Genomic DNA, 20,590 nt, shown 5'->3' with positions numbered 1-20,590 from the left:
AAGCATTGGGGATCGCGGCTTTGCCGCACCCGATGCGACGCACCACCCATGCTCCGTTCCACACTCCTCAAACTCTCGGCCCTCGCGGCTTCGCTGGCAGGCGTTGCCGCCTGCGCCGGCATCGTCGAAGCGGGCCGCAGCCCGGTGCCTTCGCCGGCGGACACGGTTGGCCCGAATCCGGTCATCAAGCCGGTCGACAAAAGCCTGCTGCCGACCATGCAGATCGCGCCGGCCAAGGGCTGGGCCGCAGGCGAAAAGCCCACGGCCGCCGCCGGCCTGGCGGTGAACGCCTACGCCACCGGGCTGGACCATCCGCGCTGGCTGTACGTGCTGCCCAACGGCGACGTGCTGGTGGCCGAGACCGACGCGCCACCCAAGCCGGACGACGGCAAGGGCATCCGGGGCGCGGTGCAGAAAAAGGTGCAGGCCAAGGCCGGCGCCGGCGTGCAGTCGCCCAACCGCATCACGCTGCTGCGCGACGCCGATGGCGACGGCGTGGCCGAGACCAGGACGGTGTTCCTGCAGGGCCTGAATTCGCCGTTTGGCATGGCGCTGGTGGGCAACGAGCTCTACATCGCCGACACCGATGCCATCGTGCGTTTCCCGTACACGCCAGGGGCCACCGGCATCAGCGAAAAAGGCCAGAAGCTGACCGACCTGCCCGCCGGCACGATCAACCACCACTGGACCAAGAACATCATCGCCTCGGCAGATGGCACCAAGCTCTACGCGACCGTGGGCTCGAACAGCAACGTGGCAGAGAACGGCCTGGCCGCCGAAGAGGGCCGCGCGGCGATCTGGGAAGTGGACCGCGCCAGCGGCAGCAAGCGCCTGTTCGCCACCGGCCTGCGCAACCCCAACGGCATGGCCTGGCAGGGCAAGGTGCTGTGGACCGTGGCCAATGAGCGCGACGAGCTCGGCAACGACCTGGTGCCCGACTACCTGACCTCCGTCAAGCAGGGCGCTTTCTACGGCTGGCCCTTCAGCTACTACGGCCAGCACGTGGACGAGCGCGCCAAGCCGCAGAACCCGGCGCTGGTCGCCAAGGCCATCCCACCGGACTACGCGCTGGGCGCGCACGTCGCCGCGCTGGGCCTGGCCGCGGCCGACAAGACTGCGCTGCCGGCGCCGTTTGCCGGCGGCATGTTCATTGGCGAACACGGCTCGTGGAACCGCAAGCCGCCGGTGGGCTACAAGGTGGTGTTCGTGCCGTTCACGGATGGCAAGCCTTCGGGCCAGCCCATCGATGTGCTGACCCGCTTCGTCGACGACCAGGGCGACGCGCACGGCCGGCCGGTGGGCGTGGCCATCGACAGCAAGGGTGCGCTGCTGGTGGCCGACGACGTGGGCAACGTGATCTGGCGGACCAGCGCAGCGCGCTGAAGGTTCAACCGGGAAAGCTGAGCGGGTCGCCGCCCAGCACCTCGGCCACCACTTCCCGCACGCAGCCGCGCAGCCACCGCTGTGCCGGGTCGGCCTCCAGGCGCGGATGCCAGAGCAGCGAGACCGTCAGCGGCGGCACGGTGAACGGCAGCGCGAAGCGGTGCATGCCGCCGTGCAGCCCTGTGGCGTGGCGCTCGGGCACGCTGGCCACCAGCTCGGTGGCCTGGGCCAGCGCCAGCGCGGCTGAGAAGCCGGCCACCGTGGTGGCGATGTCGCGCGCCTGGCCTGACGCGGCCAGCGCCTCGTCCACCGGCCCATGCCGGCCGACCGGGCCGGCGCGGCGAGCGACCTCGATGTGCCGGCAAGCCAGGTAACGCGCCAGCGTGACCTCGCCACCTTCGGCCAGCGCATGCCCGGCGCGCACCACGCCAACGAAGCGGTCCCGGAACAGCGCCTGCGCCCGCACCTCCGGGCCGGTGCTGTCGCCCACCACGCCGGTCTCCAAATCGACGCTGCCATCGCGCAGCGGCGCGCTGTCCTTGTCCGGCTTGGGCAGGAAATGCAGGCGCACGCCGGGCGCCTCGCGGGCGATGCGGGCCAGCAGCGCAGGGCCGAAGCCCTCGACAAAGCCTTCGCGGCTGCGCAGCGTGAAGGTCTTCTGCAGTTGGTCCAGTTGCAGCGGCTTCTGCGGCCGCAGCGCGGCCTCGGCCGCCTGCACCAGCGGGCCCAGCTGCTCGCGCAGCTCGAGCGCCCGCGGCGAGGCCACCAGCCCCCGCCCGGCGCGCACCAGCAGCGGGTCGCCGGTGGCTTCGCGCAGCCGCGCCAGCGCCCGGCTCATTGCCGAAGGGCTGAGCCGCAGCCGGCGCGCGGCGGCGGCCACGCTGCCTTCGGTGAGCAGCACGTCCAGCGTGACGAGCAGGTTCAGGTCGGGTCGGGCCATGGGAGGTTTGCAGCGTGCCAGCCATGATAGGGCGCGTCGTGCATCAATGAAGTGCAACTGCTGCGCCTTCCGCCATGCCAGCGACCGGCCTATCTTCAGGACATGCCGATGAACCTGTCCACCCCCACCGTCGCAACCCCTCAAGCTGCGCCGCCCGCTTCCCTGCGCTGGGTGCTGGCCAGCCTCGCGCTGGGCATGCTGCTGCCCTCGCTGGGCACCAGCATCGCCAGCGTCGCGCTGCCCACGCTCGCCGAGGCCTTCCACGCGGCGTTCCAGCAGCTGCAGTGGGTCGTGCTGGCCTACCTGCTGGCCAGCACCACGCTGCTGGTCAGCGTGGGCCGGCTGGGCGACCTGCTGGGCCGGCGCCGGCTGCTGATGGCCGGCATCGCGCTGTTCACCGTGGCTTCCGGCCTGTGCGGCCTGGCGCAAGACCTGGGGCTGCTGCTGGCCGCGCGCGCCGCGCAAGGGCTGGGTGCAGCGGTGATGCTGGCGCTGACGATGGCGCTGGTTGGCGAAGCCGTGCCCAAGTCGCGCACCGGCGCGGCGATGGGGCTGCTGGGCACGATGTCCGCCGTGGGCACCGCGCTGGGCCCGTCGCTGGGCGGCGTGCTGATCGCGCACTTCGGTTGGCAGGCCATCTTCTTCGTCAACCTGCCGCTGGGCGCATTGGCGCTGTGGCTGGTGCAGCGCCACCTGCCGGCGGACCGGCCGGCCACGAACCGCCCGGGTTTTGACCACGCTGGCACGCTGCTGCTGGCACTCACATTGGCCGCCTATGCGCTGGCGATGACGCTGGGCCGCGGCCATTTCGGCGCGCTGAACCTGGCGCTGCTGCTGGCCGCTGCACTCGGCGCTGCACTGTTCGTCGCGGCCGAGCGCCGTGCCGCGTCGCCGCTGATCCGCCTCGCGAAGTTCCGCGAGCCTGCGCTGCGTGCCAGCCTGGCGATGAGTGCGCTGGTGTCGACCGTGATGATGACGACCTTTGTCGTCGGCCCGTTCTACCTGACCCGCAGCATGCACCTGGGCGCCGCCCTGGTCGGCCTGGTGCTGGCAGCCGGCCCGGTCGTCTCCGCTTTCACCGGCGTGCCGGCCGGCCGCAGCGTGGACCGCTTCGGCGCTACGCGCATGTGCAGTGTCGGCCTGGCTGCGATGGTGGCCGGCTGCCTCGCGCTGTGCCTGGCGCCGGCTGCCTTCGGCGTGGCCGGCTACGTCGCGCCGCTGGCCTTGCTCACCGTCGGCTACGCGCTGTTCCAGGCCGCCAACAACACCGCCGTCATGGCCCAGGTCGCCGCCGACCAGCGCGGCGTGATTTCCGGCCTGCTGAACCTGGCGCGCAACCTGGGCCTGATCACCGGCGCTTCTCTGATGGGCGCGGTGTTCGCGTGGGCCGCGGGCGCGGAGGACCTGGGCACGGCCACGCCCGACGCCGTGGCGCATGGCATGCGGGTCACGTTCGCGGTCGCCGCCGGGCTGGTGGCCGCAGGGCTGGCGCTGTCGCTGCGCAGGCAGGCCAGCGCCTGATCCGTCAGCCCAGCCCGAACATCAGCGAGCGGTGCGCCGCCACGCCGGCCATCGCGCCGTCGCCCACGGCCAGCGGCAGCGAACCGGTGGGCCGCGCGAGGTCGCCGCAGGCGAACACGCCGGGCACCGAAGTGGCCTTCATCTCGTCGGTCTTCACGAAGCGGCCCATCGGGCCTTCGGCCATCTCACAGCCGAGCTGCGCGGCCAGCGGCGAAGGGTGCGTGCGCGTGGCAATGAACAGGCCGTCCAGCGCGAAGCTGCGGCCGTCCCGCATCACCACCGTCAGCCGCTCGCCGGCCAGGCGGGCCACCGGCCCGCGCACCAGGTCCACGCGGCGCGCCTGCAGCTGTGCCAGCTGCTCGGCCGTGGGCTCGAAGCTGTCGTTCAGGAACAGGCAGGTGGCGCCCCAATCCGGCAGCATCAGCGCCTGGTGCAGCGACAGCTCGGAGACGGCCAGCACGCCCACCGCCCCCTCGTGCAGCTCGTAGCCGTGGCAATACGGGCAGTGGAAGACCTGCAGGCCCCAGCGCTCGGCGAGACCGGGCAAAGCTGGCAGTTCGTCGCGCACGCCCGCCGCGAGGATCAGCCGGCGCGCGCGGCGCGGGGCGCCGTGGCGCAGCGCCACCTCGAAGCCTTCGGGCAGGGTGCGCACCGCGCTCACCTCGGTGTTGAGCCAGTCCACCGTGGTGTAGTCCATCAGCTGCGCGCGGCCTTCGGCGGCGATGTCCGCCGGCGGCACGCCGTCCTGCGTCAGGAAGCCGTGCGCGTGCGGTGCAAAGCGGTTGCGACGCTCGCCGGCGTCGACCACCAGCACCGAGCGCCGCGCGCGGGCCAGTGGCAGCCCGGCAGACAGGCCGGCATAGCTGCCGCCAATGATGATCACGTCGCAGTCCATGTGCGCCTTCCGGGCCATGAGGCCAAGTCACGATACTTTTAATGTTACTTGATGATGCGCAGCAAGTGATGCGTGAGGGCTTGGCGGAAAGAAGACCGGGGCGGCGGCCCGGCCGCTCACACCGTCTCAGGCCTTGCGGCGGGCGCGGGCCGGCGCTGCGGGCGTGGCCTTGGCCGCGTGCTCGCCGTGCGGCGCGGGTTGGCCGCGGCATAGCGTGTCGAACTCGCCGGCCAGGTCGGCCAGCGTCACCGCGCCCAGGCGCTCGACGAGCAGCGCCTCCGCCTGCTGCAGCGCGCCGGCCACCGCGCCATTGACCACCCGCTCCACCGCGCAACTGGGGTTGGCGTGGTCCGCGCCGATGGCGAACAGCCTGGGGCCACCCACCGCGTTGTGCACGTCCAGCAGGGTGATGTCCTTCAGGTTCGCCGCCAGCATCCAGCCGCCCTGGTGGCCCTTCTCCGAGCGGACGAAACCGGCCTGGCGCAGGCCGGCCAGTGTGCGCCGCACGACAGCCGCGTTGGTGCCCAGCATCTGCGCGATGCGCTCCGAGGTCATCGGCTGGTCGTCCCGCGCCATGTGCAGCAGCACGTGCAGCATGCGCGACAGGCGGCTGTCGGTCCTCAAGGCGCGCGCTCCATGCCTTTGGCCGCGAGGATCGCATCCGTGCCGGGCGACTGCAGCGCCGCGAGCAAGGCCCTGACGGCCTCGCTGTGCGCAGCGCTGGCCGCAGCGGCCGGCGGCAGTGCCGCGGCATACACCGTGTAGTTCTGGATCTCGGCCGGCAGCGGGCCGACCAGCACTGCTTCGGGCACCGCCAGGATCTCGCTGATCTGGTGGATCGCCACATCGGCCGAGCCGTCCACCAGCCTGGCCGCCACCAGCCCGCCATTGACCAGCACCGCCTTGGCCCGCACCTGCGGTGCCACGGCCAGCCGCTGGAACAGCTGGTCCAGGTAGATGCCGCTGGAGCCGCCCGAAGCCGGGTCGATGTAGGCCACGTGCCGGGCCGACAGCAGCAGCTGGCGGAAGGCCTCGACCGTGCCGATGTCCGGCAGCGGCGCGCCGCGTGGCACCGCCACGCCAATGGCCACGCGTGCGACCGGTGTGGGCTGTTCGCTGGCGAGCTTGCCGGCTGCCTGCAGCGGCTGCATCGACGCCGGGCTGGAGAACAGCAGGTCAAACGCCTCGTCCGCCAACACCCGCTTCTGCAGCGCGCCCGCGGTGTCGTTCTCGATCTTCAGCGTGTGGCCGGTCTGCTGTTCGAAGCCGGGCTTCAGCGCGAGCAGCACCGGCTTGAAGGCGCCGGCCGACAGGATCTTCAGCTCTGCCGCATGGGCTGCGGAGGCACAGGCTGCCGCGGCAACAAGGAAGGCGATCACGGCACGCGGGTTCATTCAGGCTCCTGTGGGGTCATCGCCTTCGAGCAGGCGGTGGCCAGCAGTGTAGGCAGGGCCACCGGCCCGCGCGCTGCGTTTGCCCGAACCCGGCGGTTCAGTGCAGCTGTGCGGTGATTGGCGGCAGGCGGTGCCAGTCCTGGCGCAGCTGCACGAACTCGGCCAGCGTGCGGGGCTTGGAGACCAGGTAGCCCTGGATCTGCTCGCAGCCGGCCTGGCTCACCGCAGCCAGTTGCTGGGCCGATTCGACGCCTTCGCAGACGGTGCTCATGCCCAGCGCGGTGGCCATCTGGGCGATGGTGCGCACGATGATGCGGGCGTCCTCGCGCAGCAGCACCTCGTTGACAAAGGCGCGGTCGATCTTCAGCGTGTCGAACGGGAAGCGGCGCAGGTAGGCCAGCGAGGAGTAGCCAGTGCCGAAGTCGTCCAGTGCGATCTGCACCCCCAGCGCATGCAGCGCGTGCAGCTGGCTCAGCGCGCCCTGCGCGTTGTCGATGAACACCGATTCGGTGATCTCCAGCTCCAGCATGGTGGCCGGCAGCGCGCAGCTCGCCAACGCCTCGCGCACACTGTCCACGAAGCGCTCTTCCTTGAGCTGCAGCGCCGAGACATTGACCGACACCCGCAGCCCCGCCAGCGGCCCGGCCGCGGCCCGGCAGGCTTCGCGCAGGCCCAACTGGCCCAGCGCGCCGATCAGCCCACATTGCTCGGCCACCGGAATGAACTCCAGCGGCGAGATCGGGCCCAGCGTCGGATGCTGCCAGCGCATCAGGGCTTCGGCACCGACGATCTGCCAGTCGCGGATGTGCACCTTGGGCTGCCAGTGCAGCGCCAGCTCGCCCTGGGCAATGGCATGGCGCAGCCCGTGCTCGATGTCCAGCCGGCGCCGGCTGCGCTCGCCCAGCGCGTCGGAGTAGACGGTGTGGCGGCCGCGGCCGGCGGCCTTGGCGTCGTAGAGCGCCGTGTCGGCCTGCACCAGCAGTTCGTCCACGCCGGCCACCGAGCCGTCCAGCAGCGCCACGCCCACGCTGGCGCCCACCTGCTGATGCCGCTCCTGCAGCTCGAAGGGCCTGGCCAGCGCCTTGATCAGGCGCTCGGCCAGGGCGCCCGCATCCGGGCCCGGTTCGGCGTGGCCCATCAGCACCGCGAATTCGTCGCCGCCCAGGCGGGCGATCAGGTCGCCCGGGCGCAGGCAGGCGCGCAGCCGCTCGGCCACCAGCTTCAGCAATTCGTCACCCGCGCTGTGGCCCAGGCTGTCGTTGACGGCCTTGAAGCGGTCCAGGTCAATGCTCAGCAAGGCGCCGCGGCGGCCCTCGCGCAGCTGCTCGGACAGGGCCTGGCGCAGCGTGAGCCGGTTGGCCAGGCCGGTCAGCGAGTCGGTGCTGGCCAGCTCGCGCAGGCGGCGCTCGCCCTCCACCGAGTCGGTGGCGTCGGCCATCACACCGCGCCAGCCCTGCAGCCGGCCTTCTTCGTCCAGCAGGCACTTGCCGTTGAGCTTGAGGTGGCGCGGCCCGCTGGGACAGTCGAGCGTGAGCTGCAGGTCGCGAAACGGCCGGCCGGCGTCGAGGGCCCGCTGGAGCGCCACTGCTGCTGCCGGGCTGCGCCGGGCGATCAGGCTGACCAGCGGCTGCGCACGGAACTCGGTCTCGGCCGTCTCCAGCAGTTCTGCCAAGCGCGACGACGGATGGCTGATGCAGCCATCGCGCCCAAACTCCCACAGGGCCTCGCCGGCATGTTGCTCGAAGTCCTGCAGCAACACCGCCAGCAGCCGCTCGCGCTGCACCGCCTGGGCCTCGGCATGGAACTGCGCGGTGCCCTTGTGCCAGCTGAACAGCGCGCCCAGCACCACGGTCGGCGTGTACAGCATCAGCAGCACCGCCACGCCGGCATACAGCGGATCACCCGCCAGCCACAGGGCCGAGGTCGAGGCGAACATGTAGATCGCGGCGTAGGCCATGCAGGCCCAGGGCAGGCTGGCCAGCACGAAGGTGCCGGCGCCCAGCATGCCGGTCACCAGCGTGGCCAGCGCCAGCTGCTGCGGCGTGCTGGCAGCCGGGAACCAGATCAGCATGAACGCCCAGGCGCCCGACAGCAAGGCGGCCTGCAAGGTGGCATGGTGCAGCGCCCGCCGCGAGGCCCGTTCCAGCACCTGGCCCCGCATGCGCCACCACCGGAAGGTGGCCAGCCCCGACATTGCCAGGATGACCAGCCACCACAGCCACATGCCCGGCGGGACGGCGCCGCGAAAGACCCACAGCACCACCGAGGCACTGCCCACGTTGGCCACCATCGTGAACGGCGTGAGTCGCACCACCGCATTGAGCTGCGCACCGCGCAGGCGCGCCGCTTCGGCGCCAGCGGCGCCATACAGCGCGGCCATGCCGTCGCGCACGCTGCGGGGGGTGAAGGGGCGGGGGCTGGTCATGGCACGGGTGCGCCGGAGTTTGGGTGCAACGCGGCAGGCTGCGGATGCCACCAGCACCCCGGTCACGTCGCTCGGCCAATTCCATCACGACATCGTGGGATGAGACCCCGGGGTTGACCCCTTTCGAGGGGACGCCGCCCGCCAGGATCCACCAGGCTGATTCGAATCCAGCGCGGGCATGCCGGGTGAGACGCCGTTACTGAAGATATCTACCAGCGCTGGATCGACGACGAACTCTTGAACCCATTGCCGGCTCGTAGAAAGGGGCCGGCCTGCCACCTTGCCGCTGGGCCGGCGCATCGAAATCGAGGTCGTCGATCCAGCCCACGCTCATCATGGTCCGGCCTTCAAGCAGTCCAAGGGTTAATGACCGCCACGCCCGCTGCCTCGAAGGGACGGGTGTCACGGGTGGCGACCGCCAAGTTGTTGGCTGCGGCGATGGCCGCGATGTAGCCGTCTGCGCTGGCAATGGCCAGCCCCGCCGCGCGCGCCTTGGCCATCAGCGCCGCGTAGGCCTGGGTGCAAGCCAGATCGAAGGGCAGCACGCGGCCAGCGAAGAGCGGCAACACTCGTGTCTCCAGGTTTCCCTGCAGGCCGGTGCGGCGCTTGCCTGCGGGCAGGAGCGCCAACCCGGCGCGCAACTCGGCGACCGTGATGGCGGACAGAAACAGGGTGTCCAGCGACTGGGCGTTGATCCACTCGATCACGCGAGCCTCGGGTGCCGGGCGCATGGGCTCCGACACCACATTGGTGTCCAGCAGGATCATTCGAAGCTCGGCGGATTGGCCGGCGCCTTGTTGCGCACCTGATCGAAGACTGCAAATTCTTCGTCGGTCAGCTTCGCCTGCCGACCAATGTCAACGAGCAGGGAGCCCAACTTGACCCGGCCTTCCGGGCTGACGGCGGACTCCAGGATCTCGCGCACTTCCGCCTCCATGCTGTGGCCGTGCTGGGCGGCGCGCGCGCGCAAAGCGCGGTGCACCTCGTCGGAAATGTTGCGGACAGTCAGCATCGCCATCGTCGTCCCCTTGTTGCGCCTTGAGTGCATGCATTTTATGCATTCGCATGCATTTCCGCAAACCTCCAGACCTCAAGCGGACTCTTTCGTATTCTGCTGAACAAAGGAACTAAAAATTTCGTGGAGTTCCTGAGGCACAACACGAAGTTCACCGAAGACTTTGCGAAGTGCCCCAGCGTTTACTTTCGCAGAAAATACCTCTTGCAGCACCTTCTGCAGATCGTGTCCACGTCGATCAATCAACCATTTTGGAAGCTGGAGTGTCGTAAAAACATCCAGGCCTTCTACATATAAAACTGAAACCTTCTCCAGCTCGTCGCTTTCAAGCTTCACGACGTTAGCCACCGGCCCAGACTTCCATATACTTTCAACCTGGGAAACGATGGCATCAGTAATTGCCTGCTTTTGCCCGCAAGGTAACTCTCTTACTTTGGCTTGGTCGCCCGGCCCCAACCAATCCAAACCTTTAACATATGGTGCCGCTGAAGAGGAAAGTAAATGGCAATATATTACCATCGGTTCAAACACATAGTTTTCCATGCTATATCGTTGGAGCACCTCCATACCAGGGGATTTCTTGTTTTCAGCATCTCTGTCAATAAGACCAAACAAAAGACGGTATGGAGCGATGTTGTCAAACACGTCGACTATTTTATGAATTGCCTCAATCTTCTTGGCGACCATGGTCGCCCCTCCACCGTCCTCTATATCAACAGCAGTCTTCGCGACACTCTTAAACTCAATTGCATGCTCAGATTCCCAAACACCTAACCTAACCAATGACTCAAACACAGTCCTATAGAATAGTTCATCATCCTGATCCTCAACGAGGACCGACACACTCGATCTCTGCGCGAGAATCAAGGCAGAAGACAGTGCTGCGGTAGCGGCACGCGGGGTAGTTTTCGAAACAGCTCGCGGATTTCGAGCAAGGAAATAGAGTGCCGCTTCGGGCGCTTGCACGATTGTCTCAAGCCTGTGGGTAGCCATTATGACGCGACAACCAAATTCCGGCACGATAATATCTTGAATTATAGCTATGAACTTCGGGATCAAGCTTGAATGAAGATGCGCCTCCGGCTCATCCAAAAGCAATAAGTTCAATCTGCTTCCGTTCATGCGCATTGCATAGAAAAGCAGGATAAGCCCTAAAATGTTTTGTTCTCCTCTTGAAAGATCAAAGAAGGAGATAAGAGCACCAGACGGCGTTTTCAACCGTGGGGTATAAGGAGCACCATCCAATTGCCCCGGTGGCTCAAACTGGTAGCCTAGATTTGCCAATGAAAATAGCCTGCCAATCTCCTCCCAAGGCGGACGCTCCCGATTTTGCGACCGAATGATATCAATGGTAGTTTGCCGACTTTCAAGCAATGCTACATGAGCAGCATTTGCCTCTCTCAAGGCAAACCGTAGGCACGCTTTCGAGATCGAAATAAATATTTGATCAAAAAATCGTTCGGAGTCCACTCGACGTGGAATATCCATAGTAGACGGCAAGCGCCTAGACAGTTCTGGAAGATCCATAGCTCGAAGCTCAGAGAGATTCGCGCGCTCCACTTCTGGAAAATAGTCAGAATATGGGACATCTTCAATAGGGTCACCACTTTTAACAGCTCGCGCGTACTTCTCAGCGCTCTTTTGAACCTCAATCAATTCGACCGGTCCACCTTCTCGGCTCAACAGCAAACTTTGTCGGAAGAACGCCACAGAATCCCGAGGAATAGTCACATTCGGCAGTATTGATCTTGGGATGTGTCCCTGAGTCGCTTGGTATATCATTTCAAGCAGTTGAGTCTTGCCTGCCCCATTTTCGCCAGTTAAAACTGCAAAATTAGGCACCCCTCTCCAAGAAAAGGGTCCCAAAAATCCCTTGAAATATTGACCCTGCGGAAGAATGACATCCATTCGAAATCCCATTCTGTTTGGACTAGAAACCTTTTGCCCGCGTTCATGAAAAGTGGCCGCCGAGCAAAGCTGCCCGTGGGCTGATCAGACAGATTACGCCGCCCGCAAGCAATCCACAATCTTCAACCTCGCCGCCCGCCAAGCCGGGATGAACCCGCCGATGAAGCCCATGAAGAGGGCGAAGACCAGCGTCTGCACGGCGATGCCGGGCGTCAGCTTGAACTGAAACGCCAGTTCGGCGAAGGTCTGGAAGTTGGTGGTGCTGATGTTGACGGTTTGCATCAGGCTGGCGCCGGCCAGGCCGATGAGGCCGCCGACCAGGCTGAGCAGCAGGCTCTCAGCCAGGAAGGCGATGAGCACGGTGCCGCGGCGGAAGCCGAGTGCGCGCAGAGTGCCGATCTCGCCGGTGCGCTGGGCGACGGCGGCGAACATGGTGATCATGGCGCCGACGATGGCGCCGATGCTGAAGATGATGGACAGCGCCGTGCCGAGGATGGTGATGAACTTGACCAGGGCTTCGCTCTGCTCCTCGTAGAAGCGGATCTCTGGCTTGAGCTCGACGGTGACACGGGGGTCGCCAGTGAGCTGGGACTGCACATGGGCCAGGCCGCCGGCCGGGTCTGACAGGCGGAACAGCACGATAGAGAAGGCGTTACGGCGGAAGGCCTGCATCATCAGTTCGGCATCGCCCCATATCTCGCTGTCGAAGGCGGTGTGGGCGCCGTCCATCACGCCGACGATCTCCCAGTCGCGCCCACCAAAGCGCAGGCGCTGGCCGAGCTGCGTGCCTTCGAAGCCCGTGGCGACGGCCTTGCCGACGACGATCTCGGCCGTGCCGGGCCGGAAGAAGCGGCCGGCCATCAGCTTGACCTGCGGGCGCAGCGCGAGGCCAGTGGGCCCGGTGCCGCGCATGCTGACGTTGCTGGGCGTGCCGCTGCCGCGCTTGGGCAGCGAGTTGAGCACCACCATTTCCTTGCTGATCATGGGCAGGCCGTCCAGGCCGATGGCCAGGTCCGGCAGCGTGGCCAGCAGGTTGGCCTGGGCCCGGTCCACGCCGCTGTTGATCTCGGCACCGGCGCCGCGGCGCAGCGCAATGACGTTGTCCGGCCGGCCGGTGGCGACCAGCGTGGCGCGGATGCCTTCGCTCATCATCAGCACGGTGGCGAAGGTGTAGACGACCAGCGCCATGCCGCCGGCGGTGAGCAGCGTGGTCACACGCCGCACCCACAGGTTCCGGGCAATGTAGCTCAGAGGTATCTGTTTCATTTGATCGCAACCGTGAAGGCGGCGGGCTCAGGCCGGCGCCGGGCCGCTCCCAAGCGGCCTGAGCACCCTCTCGGAGGGTGGACGCGGTACGCCGCGGCCGGGTGTGCCGTTACCCCACATGGCGCAGGCCCTGCACGATGTCGATCCGGCTCATGCGCCAGGCGGGCCAAGCGGCGGCGACCACGCCGACGATCAGTGCGGCGAGCATTTGCTGGCCCATGGTCAGCGCGGTGATCTCGAAGGCGGGCAGGAAGGAGCCGAGCACCTTGGCAATGGCATGCACCGCGGGGAAGGTGACGAGCACGCCCAGCAGGCCGCCGATCAGGCAGATGACCAGGCTTTCGCCGAACAGCAGCTTGACGACAAAACCGGGCGAGAAGCCCAGGGCCTTGAGCGTGGCGTATTCGGCCAGGCGCTCGCGGGCGGTCATGGTCATGGTGTTGGCCATCACCGCCATGATGATGACGACGATGATGTAGCTGACGGCCTGGATCGCGGCGAGGATGGTTTCGCTCATCGAGACGAAGCTGAGCTGGAAGGCGGCTTCGGTTTCGGTGAGGGTTTCGGCCAGCGAGTTCTTGAACTCGGCGTCGACCGCGCGGGCGATGAGCGCGGCGTTCTGCGGCTGGTCGATGCCGAGGATGAAGGCGCCTGTGTTGTCAGCCCGCAGCGGCGCGCGCTTGCGGATGAACTCGTTGATGGTCTCGTAGTGGAACAGCATCTGGCCTTCGTCGGTCTTCTTCTCGGCGCCGTCCCAGATGCCGCGCAGCGTGAAGGTCCAGGTGCCGGGGTAGATGGTGCCGCGCAGGGGAATCTGGTCGCCGATCTTCCAGCCGTAGGTCTCGGCCAGCTTGCGGCCGACGATGGCGCCCTGCCTGTCCTTCAGGAAGGCGATCTTCTCTTCTTCCTTGAGCACGTATTCGGGGTAGAGCTTCAGGTAGGTTTCGGCATGCACCGCGAACTGCGGGAAGAAGTTGCGCTCGCTCTGGTAGATGCCGCCGAACCAGTTGGCCCAGCTGATGGTCGTCACGCCGTCAATGGCCTTCATGCGCTGGGCGTAGCTGATGGGCAGCGAGAAGGTCAGCGAGATGGCGCTGCGCGAGACCAGCCGCGTGCTGGAGCTGGCCTCCACGCCGGCATACCAGGCGCCGATCAGCGTGCGCAGCAGGCCGAACGCGCTGACGGCAACGACCAGGCCGACGATGGTCAGCGCCGTTCGCAGCTTGTGGCGGAAGGCGTTGCGCAACAGGAGCTTGAGCAAGAACATTCAATGCGTCCCACGCGGCATGCCGACGCCCGGCAGGCGATGCGAAGACTCAACCCAGCGGCAGCCGCGGATCCGGCTTTGCCGGGCCGCTGGTTGCGCCCCCTTGAGGGGGAGCGCCGCAGGCGCTCGGGGGTGGGTCATTCAGTCACCTCATCGACCAGCACACCCTTTTCAAGGTGCACCATGCGCTGCGCACGCGCGGCGGCCTTCGGGTCGTGCGTGACCATCACGATGGTCTTGCCGAGGTCGCGCACCAGCGCGTCCATCAGCGCCAGCACTTCGCCGCCTGTCGTGCGGTCCAGGTCACCGGTGGGTTCGTCGGCGACGATCAGCGCGGGGTCGGTCACCAGCGCGCGGGCAATCGCCACGCGCTGCTGCTGGCCGCCGGAGAGTTCGTTGGGGTAGTGGTCGGCGCGGTCGGTCAGGCCGACCATGTCCAGCACCGCGTCCACCCGCTCGCCGCGCTCGCGGGCCGACAGCGAGGTGAGCAGCAGCGGCAGCTCGACGTTCTCGAACGCGGTGAGCACCGGCAGCAGGTTGTAGAACTGGAAGATGAAGCCGACGTTGGCGGCGCGCCAGTCGGCCAGCTCGCCTTCGCTGAGGGTGGCAATGTCCACGCCACCGATTTCGATGGTGCCGCTGCTGGGCTGGTCAATGCCGGCGATCAGGTTCAGCAGCGTGCTCTTGCCCGAGCCCGAAGGGCCCATCAGCGCGACGAATTCGCCGGCCATCACGTCCAGGTGGATGTCCAGCAGCACCGGGATGGCCTGGCCGGCGCGCCGGTAGGCCTTGGACAGCGAGCGGATGCGGATCAGCGGCGCGGCGGCATGGCCTGCGATGTCATGTGACGGGTCGCTCATGGCTTACTTCGTACCCGGCGCCGCGGTGACCAGCTTGACCTTCTGCCCCGCCTGCAGCTTCTCGGGCGGCGAGAGCACCAGCTTGTCACCGGTCTTCAGGCCGCTGGCGCCGCCACTGCCGCCCACCTCGCGCAGCTCGCCGAGCTGGCGGCCGGGCGTGACGGGCACGGCCTCGACCTGATCGCCCTCGCCAATGCGGAAGACGACCTGCTTGCCGTCGCGCTCGGCAATGGCCTTGGGGTTGACCGCCTGCAGCGGCTTTTGCTGCTCGGCGCTGACGGCCTGCGACAGGAAGGTGACCTTGGCGCTCATCTCGGGCAGCACGCGCGGGTCCAGCTGCTCGAAGCGGATCTTGGTCATCACCGTGGCCTTGGCGCGGTCCACCGTGGGCACGATGCGGGCGACGCTGCCGCGGAAGCGGGTGTCGGGAATGGCGTCCAGCGTGATCTCGACCGGCTGGTCCGGCTTGACCTTGGCGACGCTGGATTCGGACACGTCGGCCTCGACCTCCAGCGTGCCCATGTCGGCCATGGTGACCACTGCGGCCGAGGTGCCGGAGGCGTTGGAGAAGGGCGTGATCAGGTCGCCGACGTTGGCGTTCTTGACCAGCACCACGCCGTCGAACGGGGCGCGGATGTCGGTGGAGTCGCGGTTGACCTGCTGCACCTGGACTTGCGCGCGGGCCTGGCCAATGGCGGCGCGGGCGGTTTCCACCGCGGCGCGAGCGGCGGCGGTGTTGGCCTGGGCGGCGCGGGATTTGGTCAGCGCAGCGTCCACGGCCTGGGCCGAGACGAAGCTCTGCGCAGCCAGGCCCTGCACGCGCTTGAGGTCATCGTCGGCATTGGCCTGCTGGACCTGGGCCAGTGTGAGCGCGGCCTCGGCCTGCTTGTGCGCGGCCTCTGCCTGGCGCGCACCGGCCTGGCTGACGACGAGGTTGGCCGCCACGTCGCTGGCGTCGACCCTGGCGATCAGGTCGCCCTTCTTCAGCACGCTGCCTTCGCGCACCGTCAGCTCCATCAGCCGGCCCGTGGCCTTGGAGGCGACCGCGGCCCTGCGCTGCGCCACCACGTAGCCGGAGGCGGCCAGCTGCTGGTATTGCTGCGAGGCATAGGCCGTCTGCACCGGCGTGACCTGCACTTCGGCCCGCCGCGGCACCAGCACCAGCCAGAACACGCCGGCCGCAACGATCACCGCCACCGCTGCGGGCCAGCGCCGCCGCCTGCGACGGCCACCCTGCGGACCGCCACGCTGGATCTTCAGCCCGGCAAGCCGTGCCGCGGCGGGCGCGGATGTCGGCGTCTTGGCAGCCGTGGGGTCGTTCGTCAGCGGGGCTTGAGCATCGGCCATGGAACGGGCAGCATGCGCTGCGTCAGCCACGAAGGCGGAACTGCGAGCATGCCATGGGAGCGGGAGCGCGAAAGTCACGCCGCCGTCATGCGCGCCGTTCGTCGGCCCGAGGCAGCCGCCCGGCGGCGGGTCAGCCAAAGCCTGCGGATAATCGTTGAAACCAAATCTTGCAGCAGCAGTCACAGCCGCGGCAGCGCGCCATTTCCATCCGTTTTCCCAAGGACATCGCAGTGAACCGTCGACACTTCGCCCTCAAGACCTCGAGCATGCTGCTGGCCGCCGGCCTGGCCGCCTGCAGCGAGAAGCCGGCCCAGGCCGCAGCGCCTTCGGCCACCAAGCTCAACCCGCAGCAGGCCTACGAGCTGTCGGCCAAGGCCCAGGGCTTCACCGTCGGCCCGGTGATGGCGGCCAACACCGTCTACGTCTACTTCGACACCACCTGCCCGCACTGCGGCCACCTGTGGGAACAGTCCAAGCCGCTGCACGGCAAGCTGAAGATGGTCTGGGTGCCGGTGCCCTACCTGCGCCCGCAGTCGCTCACCCAGGGCGCCACCATCCTCGCCGCCACCGACCCGGTCGCCGCGATGGAGCTGAACGAAACCCGGCTGATGGCACGCCAGGGCGGCATCGAAGTGAACCCCAACGCGGGCGACGCCGTGCTCGCCAAGGTCAAGGCCAACATGGCTTTGTTCGATCAAATGGGCGTGGACAGCGTGCCGCTGATCGTCTTCCGCAACAGCAAGACCGGCGAATACGGCAGCCAGACGGGGGCGCTGGAGACGGCGCAGCTGGCAGGCATGGTGGGGCTGTAAAGCGGCAAGGGCTGAGGCCTGCTGAAATCGGCCCGCGTTTCGTGGGTCAAGGCAGCAGCTTGCGCAAACCTGGCGCGGAGACGTCGTCGATGTGGCGAAAGGCCGGGGCGATCTTGTTCTGCTCCAGGTCCGAGACGCCCGAGGACTCAAAGGCGACGCGCCACTGGCGGGTTGCGCGCCACACCTGGGCCATCAATTCACTTGCCCGGGCCTGTGACAGCGTGAACCTGGGATGCGAAGCGAGCGCGTTGTCCAGCGTGGCAAGGCGGCCTTGCGGGCCAACGCCGAGGTGCAGGAAGCGCTCGGTCGAGAGGCTGGCGCGTGGCAGCACGTCGTACAGCGGACTGAGCCGCCAGCCCGGCAGCCGTGCGTCCCAGACAAAGCCATGGTTGCGCAGATGATCGTCGTCGTTGCTGACGAGGATGTTGTAGACCATGCGCTTGAACAGTTCTTCGTTGTCCTGGCGGATCACGCTGGGGTGGCAGTGGCGCCGCACCGCCTCGGCCAGGTCGGCATAGGCCTTGGTGCGTGACTCGGTTTCGTCGCAGGCCAGCATGGTGAGCCCGCTGACGAAGGCCATGCGATGTTCGGCTCGGTCTTCGCCGGGAGTCGTTGCCAGGAGGTCGTCTTTGGCATCCACGGCAGTACCCGGCGCGGCCCAGAAGCGGTCGAAGCGACGGATCAGCATGATGCGGCGCTGGCCCAGCATCAGCGTCCGCACCGGGGGCACATTCAGCCCTGCGGCACCTGCCAATTGCAGGGCGGCGCATTCGATGCCGGGCACGTCGAAGCTGTCGTGCGTGCTGGCAAACTTGGCCAGCCAGAGCACACCCGCTCCGTCCCGCACGGAAGCCTTGGGCCGCGCGCCGCCAAGCGCTGTACCGGCCATGAAAATGGCTTCCAAGTTTGCGGGCACGGGCTGCCCTTCCTCGATGCGATCAGCCGCCTCCAGCAAGTGCGCCAGCGTGTGCCATCCGCCAACCCCTGCGGCCGGGCCCTGGTCGAGGCCACTGCGAATGTCCAGCGCGCCGACCCGCTCGCTGCCAGCATGCAGCAGGTACTGCGACTCGGGCAAGCTGTTGGCCGGCACCTTGAGCTTGGCCTCGATCACGCGCCGGCCCCATGCGTCGGGTGCCGCATCCCGGATGCCGCCGAAAAATGACAGGTTCCGGACCGGCAACAACTGCTTGCCCAGCACCGCCGCCCGGTCCGAGATGCCGAGGCTCACGGGGTCGACTTCCTGGGCATCGTTGCGTCTGAGGTAGTTCAACCCGTAAGCAAAGCGGGACGCAAGCAGACGGTCGCCCTCCTCGGTCAGCAGCAGTTGACCGCACGGCGCCCAAGCGGTATCCAGGTGCATGAAGGCCGTGAGTCTGGATTCGCGGGCGGCCATCGTCTGAGAGTTCAGAAGTTCAGCGCTTCCAGTTCGGCAGCGCTCAGGTCGCGCACGCGCCTGGAGCGTTCGCGCACCTGCAGCGCAGCCAGCGCGGGATCGGCCTCGGTCATCAGATCGGCCAGCGTGCTGCCGGGGGCAATGGCTTCCAAGTAACGAAGCACCTGGCCAATGGCCAGGCCTGGATCGCCTTTTTCGAGCCGGTAGACGGTGTTGCGAGACAAACCAGCGCGCAATGCGGCGTCGGTCTGCTTGACCTTACGTGCCAGCCGCAGCCGGGCCAAACGCTGCCCGAGTTCGGCACTTTGGGCCAACTGGCTTTCGGATAAAACAGTGGATTGGGCGACTTTCATGCTCGTTAAATCGAGCATTAAGAGATCAATCCTCGATTTGACGAACATCATAGCGAGCTGGCGGCTTTTCCACCAGATTGCTCGTTAAATCGAGCTGCACGTCATTAATGCTCGATTTAACGAGCATTCGTCGAGCTACGCCCCAAACCGGATCAGCCCGCCATCAACTCCGCACTCGCAATCACCCCGCCCCCCAGGCAAACCTCGCCGTCGTACAGCACGGCGGACTGGCCCGGGGTGACGGCCCATTGGGCCTCGCTGAAGTTCAGCGCGAAACCGGTGCCGGCGCCTTCGGCCAGGGTGCAGGCGGCATCGGCTTGGCGGTAGCGGGCCTTGGCGCCTAGCTGGCCGGCGGTGGGCGCAGCGCCGGCGACCCAGCTGGTATCGGCGGCCACCAGGCTGCGGTACTGCAGCCAGGGGTGTTCGTGGCCTTGCACGACGTAAAGCGTGTTGCGCTCGAGGTCCTTGCGGGCGACGTACCAGGGCAGGTGCTCGCTGGTGGCGAGCCTCCTTCCATCCTTCACCCCGCCGATGCCCAGGCCCTGGCGCTGGCCCAGCGTGTAGAAGCTCAGGCCCACGTGTTCGCCCAGCTTGCGGCCGCGGTCGTCCAGGATCGGGCCGGGGGCGTGGTTGAGGTAGCGGTTCAGGAACTCGCGGAAGGGGCGCTCACCGATGAAGCAGATGCCGGTGGAGTCCTTCTTCTTTGCGTTGGGCAGGCCGATTTCCTCGGCCAGGCGGCGCACCTCGGTCTTGGGCAGCTCGCCAACCGGGAACAGCGTCCTGGACAGCTGGGCCTGGTTCAGGCGGTGCAGGAAGTAGCTCTGGTCCTTCAGCGGGTCAAGCCCCTTGAGAAGCTGATGCTGACCATTGACCTCGCGAACCCGCGCGTAGTGCCCGGTGGCGATCTTCTCGGCGCCCAGGCGCATCGCGTGGTCCAGGAAGGCCTTGAACTTGATCTCTGCGTTGCAGAGCACGTCGGGGTTGGGCGTGCGGCCGGCCTGGTACTCGCGCAGGAATTCGGCGAAGACGCGGTCCTTGTAGTCGGCGGCGAAGTTGACGTGCTCGATCTCGATGCCGATCACGTCGGCCACCGCGGCGGCGTCGACGAAGTCGATGTTGGATGAACAGTATTCGCTGTCGTCATCGTCTTCCCAGTTTTTCATGAAGATGCCGACGACCTCGTGGCCTTGCTGTTTCAGAAGCCAGGCGGAGACCGCGGAATCGACGCCGCCGGACAGGCCGACGACCACACGTTGTGGCGTCATATTTCGTATTGTAAAAAGATCGAACGGTCGTGCTTATTTGTGCAGCAATGGCCCCAGCCGCTGCACGCTTTCATGAGTGACCAGCGTGTCCATCGGAAAGCGCCGGCCAGCGGCGTGTTCTTCAATGCACTGCAGCACCAGCGGGCTGCGGTGGCGGGTGGCGCTTTCGCGCACCTCTTCTAGCGTCAACCAGAGGGTGCGCACGACCGGTTCGTCCAGCGCGCGGCCAGGCTCGGGCTCGCCCACCGCGCCGCAAAAAGCGAAGCGCAGGTAGTGGATGTCTTCGCCAGTGCGCGCATGCACCAGGCGGGCCAGGTAGACGCCCACCAATGCCTCTGGCACGAAGGGGCAGGCGGTCTCTTCCAGGGCTTCGCGGGCGACCGCTTCGGGCAGCGATTCGCCGGGCTCCAGGTGGCCGGCAGGGTTGTTCAGTTGCAGGCCTTGCGAGGTGTGTTCCTCGACCAGCAGGTAGCGGCCTTCACGCTCGATGATGGCGGCCACGGTGACGCTTGGTTTCCAGCGGTCTTCAGGCATGGCGCGATGGTA

At 67.1% G+C, this 20,590-nt stretch carries 19 protein-coding genes; 3 read left to right on the top strand and 16 right to left on the bottom strand.

The annotated features are described in order from the left end of the window. Positions 1-48 precede the first annotated feature (48 nt). A complete protein-coding gene (locus tag LRH25_RS07860) occupies positions 49-1,383 on the top strand; it encodes a PQQ-dependent sugar dehydrogenase (protein ID WP_141289066.1) in 1,335 nt (444 codons plus the stop codon). 4 nt (positions 1,384-1,387) lie between these two features. Here the strand turns inward: LRH25_RS07860 and LRH25_RS07855 are convergent, their stop codons facing one another. Continuing rightward, positions 1,388-2,323 (bottom strand): LysR family transcriptional regulator, encoded by a 936-nt coding sequence (locus LRH25_RS07855; RefSeq protein ID WP_231010622.1) that lies wholly within the window; start codon positions 2,321-2,323, stop codon positions 1,388-1,390. Positions 2,324-2,431: 108 nt separating this feature from the next. On the opposite strand from LRH25_RS07855, the gene LRH25_RS07850 reads away from it, so the two are divergent. Beyond that, on the top strand, positions 2,432-3,844 hold the full coding sequence (locus LRH25_RS07850; protein WP_231010616.1) for an MFS transporter: 1,413 nt from the start codon (positions 2,432-2,434) through the stop codon (positions 3,842-3,844). A gap of 4 nt (positions 3,845-3,848) precedes the next feature. On the opposite strand, the gene LRH25_RS07845 is transcribed toward LRH25_RS07850, so the two are convergent. The 11 genes from LRH25_RS07845 to LRH25_RS07795 form a co-directional block, all read right to left on the bottom strand. After that, on the bottom strand, positions 3,849-4,739 hold the full coding sequence (locus LRH25_RS07845) for an NAD(P)/FAD-dependent oxidoreductase (protein WP_231010615.1): 891 nt from the start codon (positions 4,737-4,739) through the stop codon (positions 3,849-3,851). Positions 4,740-4,865: 126 nt separating this feature from the next. Then, the gene (locus LRH25_RS07840; RefSeq protein ID WP_231010614.1) at positions 4,866-5,363 is read right to left on the bottom strand and encodes an Rrf2 family transcriptional regulator; all 498 of its coding nucleotides are present in this window, start codon (positions 5,361-5,363) and stop codon (positions 4,866-4,868) included. Then, complete coding sequence (locus tag LRH25_RS07835; RefSeq protein ID WP_141291639.1) at positions 5,360-6,133, bottom strand: molybdate ABC transporter substrate-binding protein; 774 nt, start codon at positions 6,131-6,133, stop codon at positions 5,360-5,362. Before LRH25_RS07835 ends, LRH25_RS07840 begins: the two co-directional genes overlap by 4 nt. Positions 6,134-6,230: 97 nt before the next feature. Beyond that, positions 6,231-8,558 (bottom strand): putative bifunctional diguanylate cyclase/phosphodiesterase, encoded by a 2,328-nt coding sequence (locus LRH25_RS07830; protein ID WP_231010613.1) that lies wholly within the window; start codon positions 8,556-8,558, stop codon positions 6,231-6,233. A 347-nt stretch (positions 8,559-8,905) separates the two neighbouring features. After that, positions 8,906-9,325 carry a type II toxin-antitoxin system VapC family toxin gene (locus LRH25_RS07825; RefSeq protein WP_141288239.1) on the bottom strand — a complete coding sequence of 140 codons (420 nt, stop codon included), beginning with the start codon at positions 9,323-9,325 and terminating at the stop codon, positions 8,906-8,908. Further along, on the bottom strand, positions 9,322-9,576 hold the full coding sequence (locus tag LRH25_RS07820) for a FitA-like ribbon-helix-helix domain-containing protein (RefSeq protein ID WP_141288238.1): 255 nt from the start codon (positions 9,574-9,576) through the stop codon (positions 9,322-9,324). Before LRH25_RS07820 ends, LRH25_RS07825 begins: the two co-directional genes overlap by 4 nt. A gap of 72 nt (positions 9,577-9,648) precedes the next feature. Next, positions 9,649-11,481 (bottom strand): AAA family ATPase, encoded by a 1,833-nt coding sequence (locus tag LRH25_RS07815; RefSeq protein WP_170200911.1) that lies wholly within the window; start codon positions 11,479-11,481, stop codon positions 9,649-9,651. 93 nt (positions 11,482-11,574) lie between these two features. Continuing rightward, a complete protein-coding gene (locus LRH25_RS07810) occupies positions 11,575-12,747 on the bottom strand; it encodes an ABC transporter permease (RefSeq protein WP_141288236.1) in 1,173 nt (390 codons plus the stop codon). Positions 12,748-12,856: 109 nt separating this feature from the next. Then, positions 12,857-14,014, bottom strand: a complete 1,158-nt coding sequence (locus tag LRH25_RS07805) for an ABC transporter permease (protein ID WP_141288235.1) — start codon at positions 14,012-14,014, stop codon at positions 12,857-12,859. Between the two features lie 137 nt (positions 14,015-14,151). After that, positions 14,152-14,874, bottom strand: a complete 723-nt coding sequence (locus tag LRH25_RS07800) for an ABC transporter ATP-binding protein (RefSeq protein WP_141288234.1) — start codon at positions 14,872-14,874, stop codon at positions 14,152-14,154. A 3-nt stretch (positions 14,875-14,877) separates the two neighbouring features. Then, positions 14,878-16,221, bottom strand: a complete 1,344-nt coding sequence (locus tag LRH25_RS07795) for an efflux RND transporter periplasmic adaptor subunit (RefSeq protein WP_231010612.1) — start codon at positions 16,219-16,221, stop codon at positions 14,878-14,880. A 230-nt stretch (positions 16,222-16,451) separates the two neighbouring features. Here LRH25_RS07795 and LRH25_RS07790 point away from each other — a divergent pair, with 230 nt between their 5' ends. After that, positions 16,452-17,033: a thioredoxin fold domain-containing protein gene (locus LRH25_RS07790; RefSeq protein ID WP_141287720.1), complete on the top strand. Its 582-nt coding sequence runs from the start codon at positions 16,452-16,454 to the stop codon at positions 17,031-17,033. A gap of 46 nt (positions 17,034-17,079) precedes the next feature. Here the strand turns inward: LRH25_RS07790 and LRH25_RS07785 are convergent, their stop codons facing one another. The 4 genes from LRH25_RS07785 to LRH25_RS07770 form a co-directional block, all read right to left on the bottom strand. Next, positions 17,080-18,261 (bottom strand): type II toxin-antitoxin system HipA family toxin, encoded by a 1,182-nt coding sequence (locus LRH25_RS07785; RefSeq protein WP_231010611.1) that lies wholly within the window; start codon positions 18,259-18,261, stop codon positions 17,080-17,082. 176 nt (positions 18,262-18,437) lie between these two features. Then, positions 18,438-18,830, bottom strand: coding sequence for a helix-turn-helix domain-containing protein (locus LRH25_RS07780; protein WP_231010610.1), 393 nt, complete (start codon positions 18,828-18,830; stop codon positions 18,438-18,440). Positions 18,831-18,931: 101 nt separating this feature from the next. Next, complete coding sequence (gene mnmA, locus LRH25_RS07775) at positions 18,932-20,044, bottom strand: tRNA 2-thiouridine(34) synthase MnmA (RefSeq protein ID WP_141287718.1); 1,113 nt, start codon at positions 20,042-20,044, stop codon at positions 18,932-18,934. A 33-nt stretch (positions 20,045-20,077) separates the two neighbouring features. After that, positions 20,078-20,578 carry an NUDIX hydrolase gene (locus LRH25_RS07770; RefSeq protein ID WP_141287717.1) on the bottom strand — a complete coding sequence of 167 codons (501 nt, stop codon included), beginning with the start codon at positions 20,576-20,578 and terminating at the stop codon, positions 20,078-20,080. Positions 20,579-20,590: the final 12 nt, after the last annotated feature.

The sequence above is a fragment of the Ideonella azotifigens genome (genome assembly GCF_021043325.1).
Classification (GTDB): Bacteria; Pseudomonadota; Gammaproteobacteria; order Burkholderiales; family Burkholderiaceae_C; genus Ideonella; species Ideonella azotifigens.
This window is presented reverse-complemented; position numbering and strand designations above follow the sequence as displayed.

Bases quoted from the DNA above. Each gene is read 5' to 3' on its own strand.
- LRH25_RS07830 (WP_231010613.1), bottom strand. From the start codon at position 8,558: ATGACCAGCCCCCGCCCCTTCACCCCCCGCAGCGTGCGCGACGGCATG.
- LRH25_RS07800 (WP_141288234.1), bottom strand. From the start codon at position 14,874: ATGAGCGACCCGTCACATGACATCGCAGGCCATGCCGCCGCGCCGCTG.
- LRH25_RS07855 (WP_231010622.1), bottom strand. From the start codon at position 2,323: ATGGCCCGACCCGACCTGAACCTGCTCGTCACGCTGGACGTGCTGCTC.
- LRH25_RS07770 (WP_141287717.1), bottom strand. From the start codon at position 20,578: ATGCCTGAAGACCGCTGGAAACCAAGCGTCACCGTGGCCGCCATCATC.
- LRH25_RS07835 (WP_141291639.1), bottom strand. From the start codon at position 6,133: ATGAACCCGCGTGCCGTGATCGCCTTCCTTGTTGCCGCGGCAGCCTGT.
- mnmA (WP_141287718.1), bottom strand. From the start codon at position 20,044: ATGACGCCACAACGTGTGGTCGTCGGCCTGTCCGGCGGCGTCGATTCC.
- LRH25_RS07795 (WP_231010612.1), bottom strand. From the start codon at position 16,221: ATGGCCGATGCTCAAGCCCCGCTGACGAACGACCCCACGGCTGCCAAG.
- LRH25_RS07780 (WP_231010610.1), bottom strand. From the start codon at position 18,830: ATGATGTTCGTCAAATCGAGGATTGATCTCTTAATGCTCGATTTAACG.
- LRH25_RS07850 (WP_231010616.1), top strand. From the start codon at position 2,432: ATGAACCTGTCCACCCCCACCGTCGCAACCCCTCAAGCTGCGCCGCCC.
- LRH25_RS07845 (WP_231010615.1), bottom strand. From the start codon at position 4,739: ATGGACTGCGACGTGATCATCATTGGCGGCAGCTATGCCGGCCTGTCT.
- LRH25_RS07805 (WP_141288235.1), bottom strand. From the start codon at position 14,014: ATGTTCTTGCTCAAGCTCCTGTTGCGCAACGCCTTCCGCCACAAGCTG.
- LRH25_RS07860 (WP_141289066.1), top strand. From the start codon at position 49: ATGCTCCGTTCCACACTCCTCAAACTCTCGGCCCTCGCGGCTTCGCTG.
- LRH25_RS07825 (WP_141288239.1), bottom strand. From the start codon at position 9,325: ATGATCCTGCTGGACACCAATGTGGTGTCGGAGCCCATGCGCCCGGCA.
- LRH25_RS07820 (WP_141288238.1), bottom strand. From the start codon at position 9,576: ATGGCGATGCTGACTGTCCGCAACATTTCCGACGAGGTGCACCGCGCT.
- LRH25_RS07815 (WP_170200911.1), bottom strand. From the start codon at position 11,481: ATGGATGTCATTCTTCCGCAGGGTCAATATTTCAAGGGATTTTTGGGA.
- LRH25_RS07810 (WP_141288236.1), bottom strand. From the start codon at position 12,747: ATGAAACAGATACCTCTGAGCTACATTGCCCGGAACCTGTGGGTGCGG.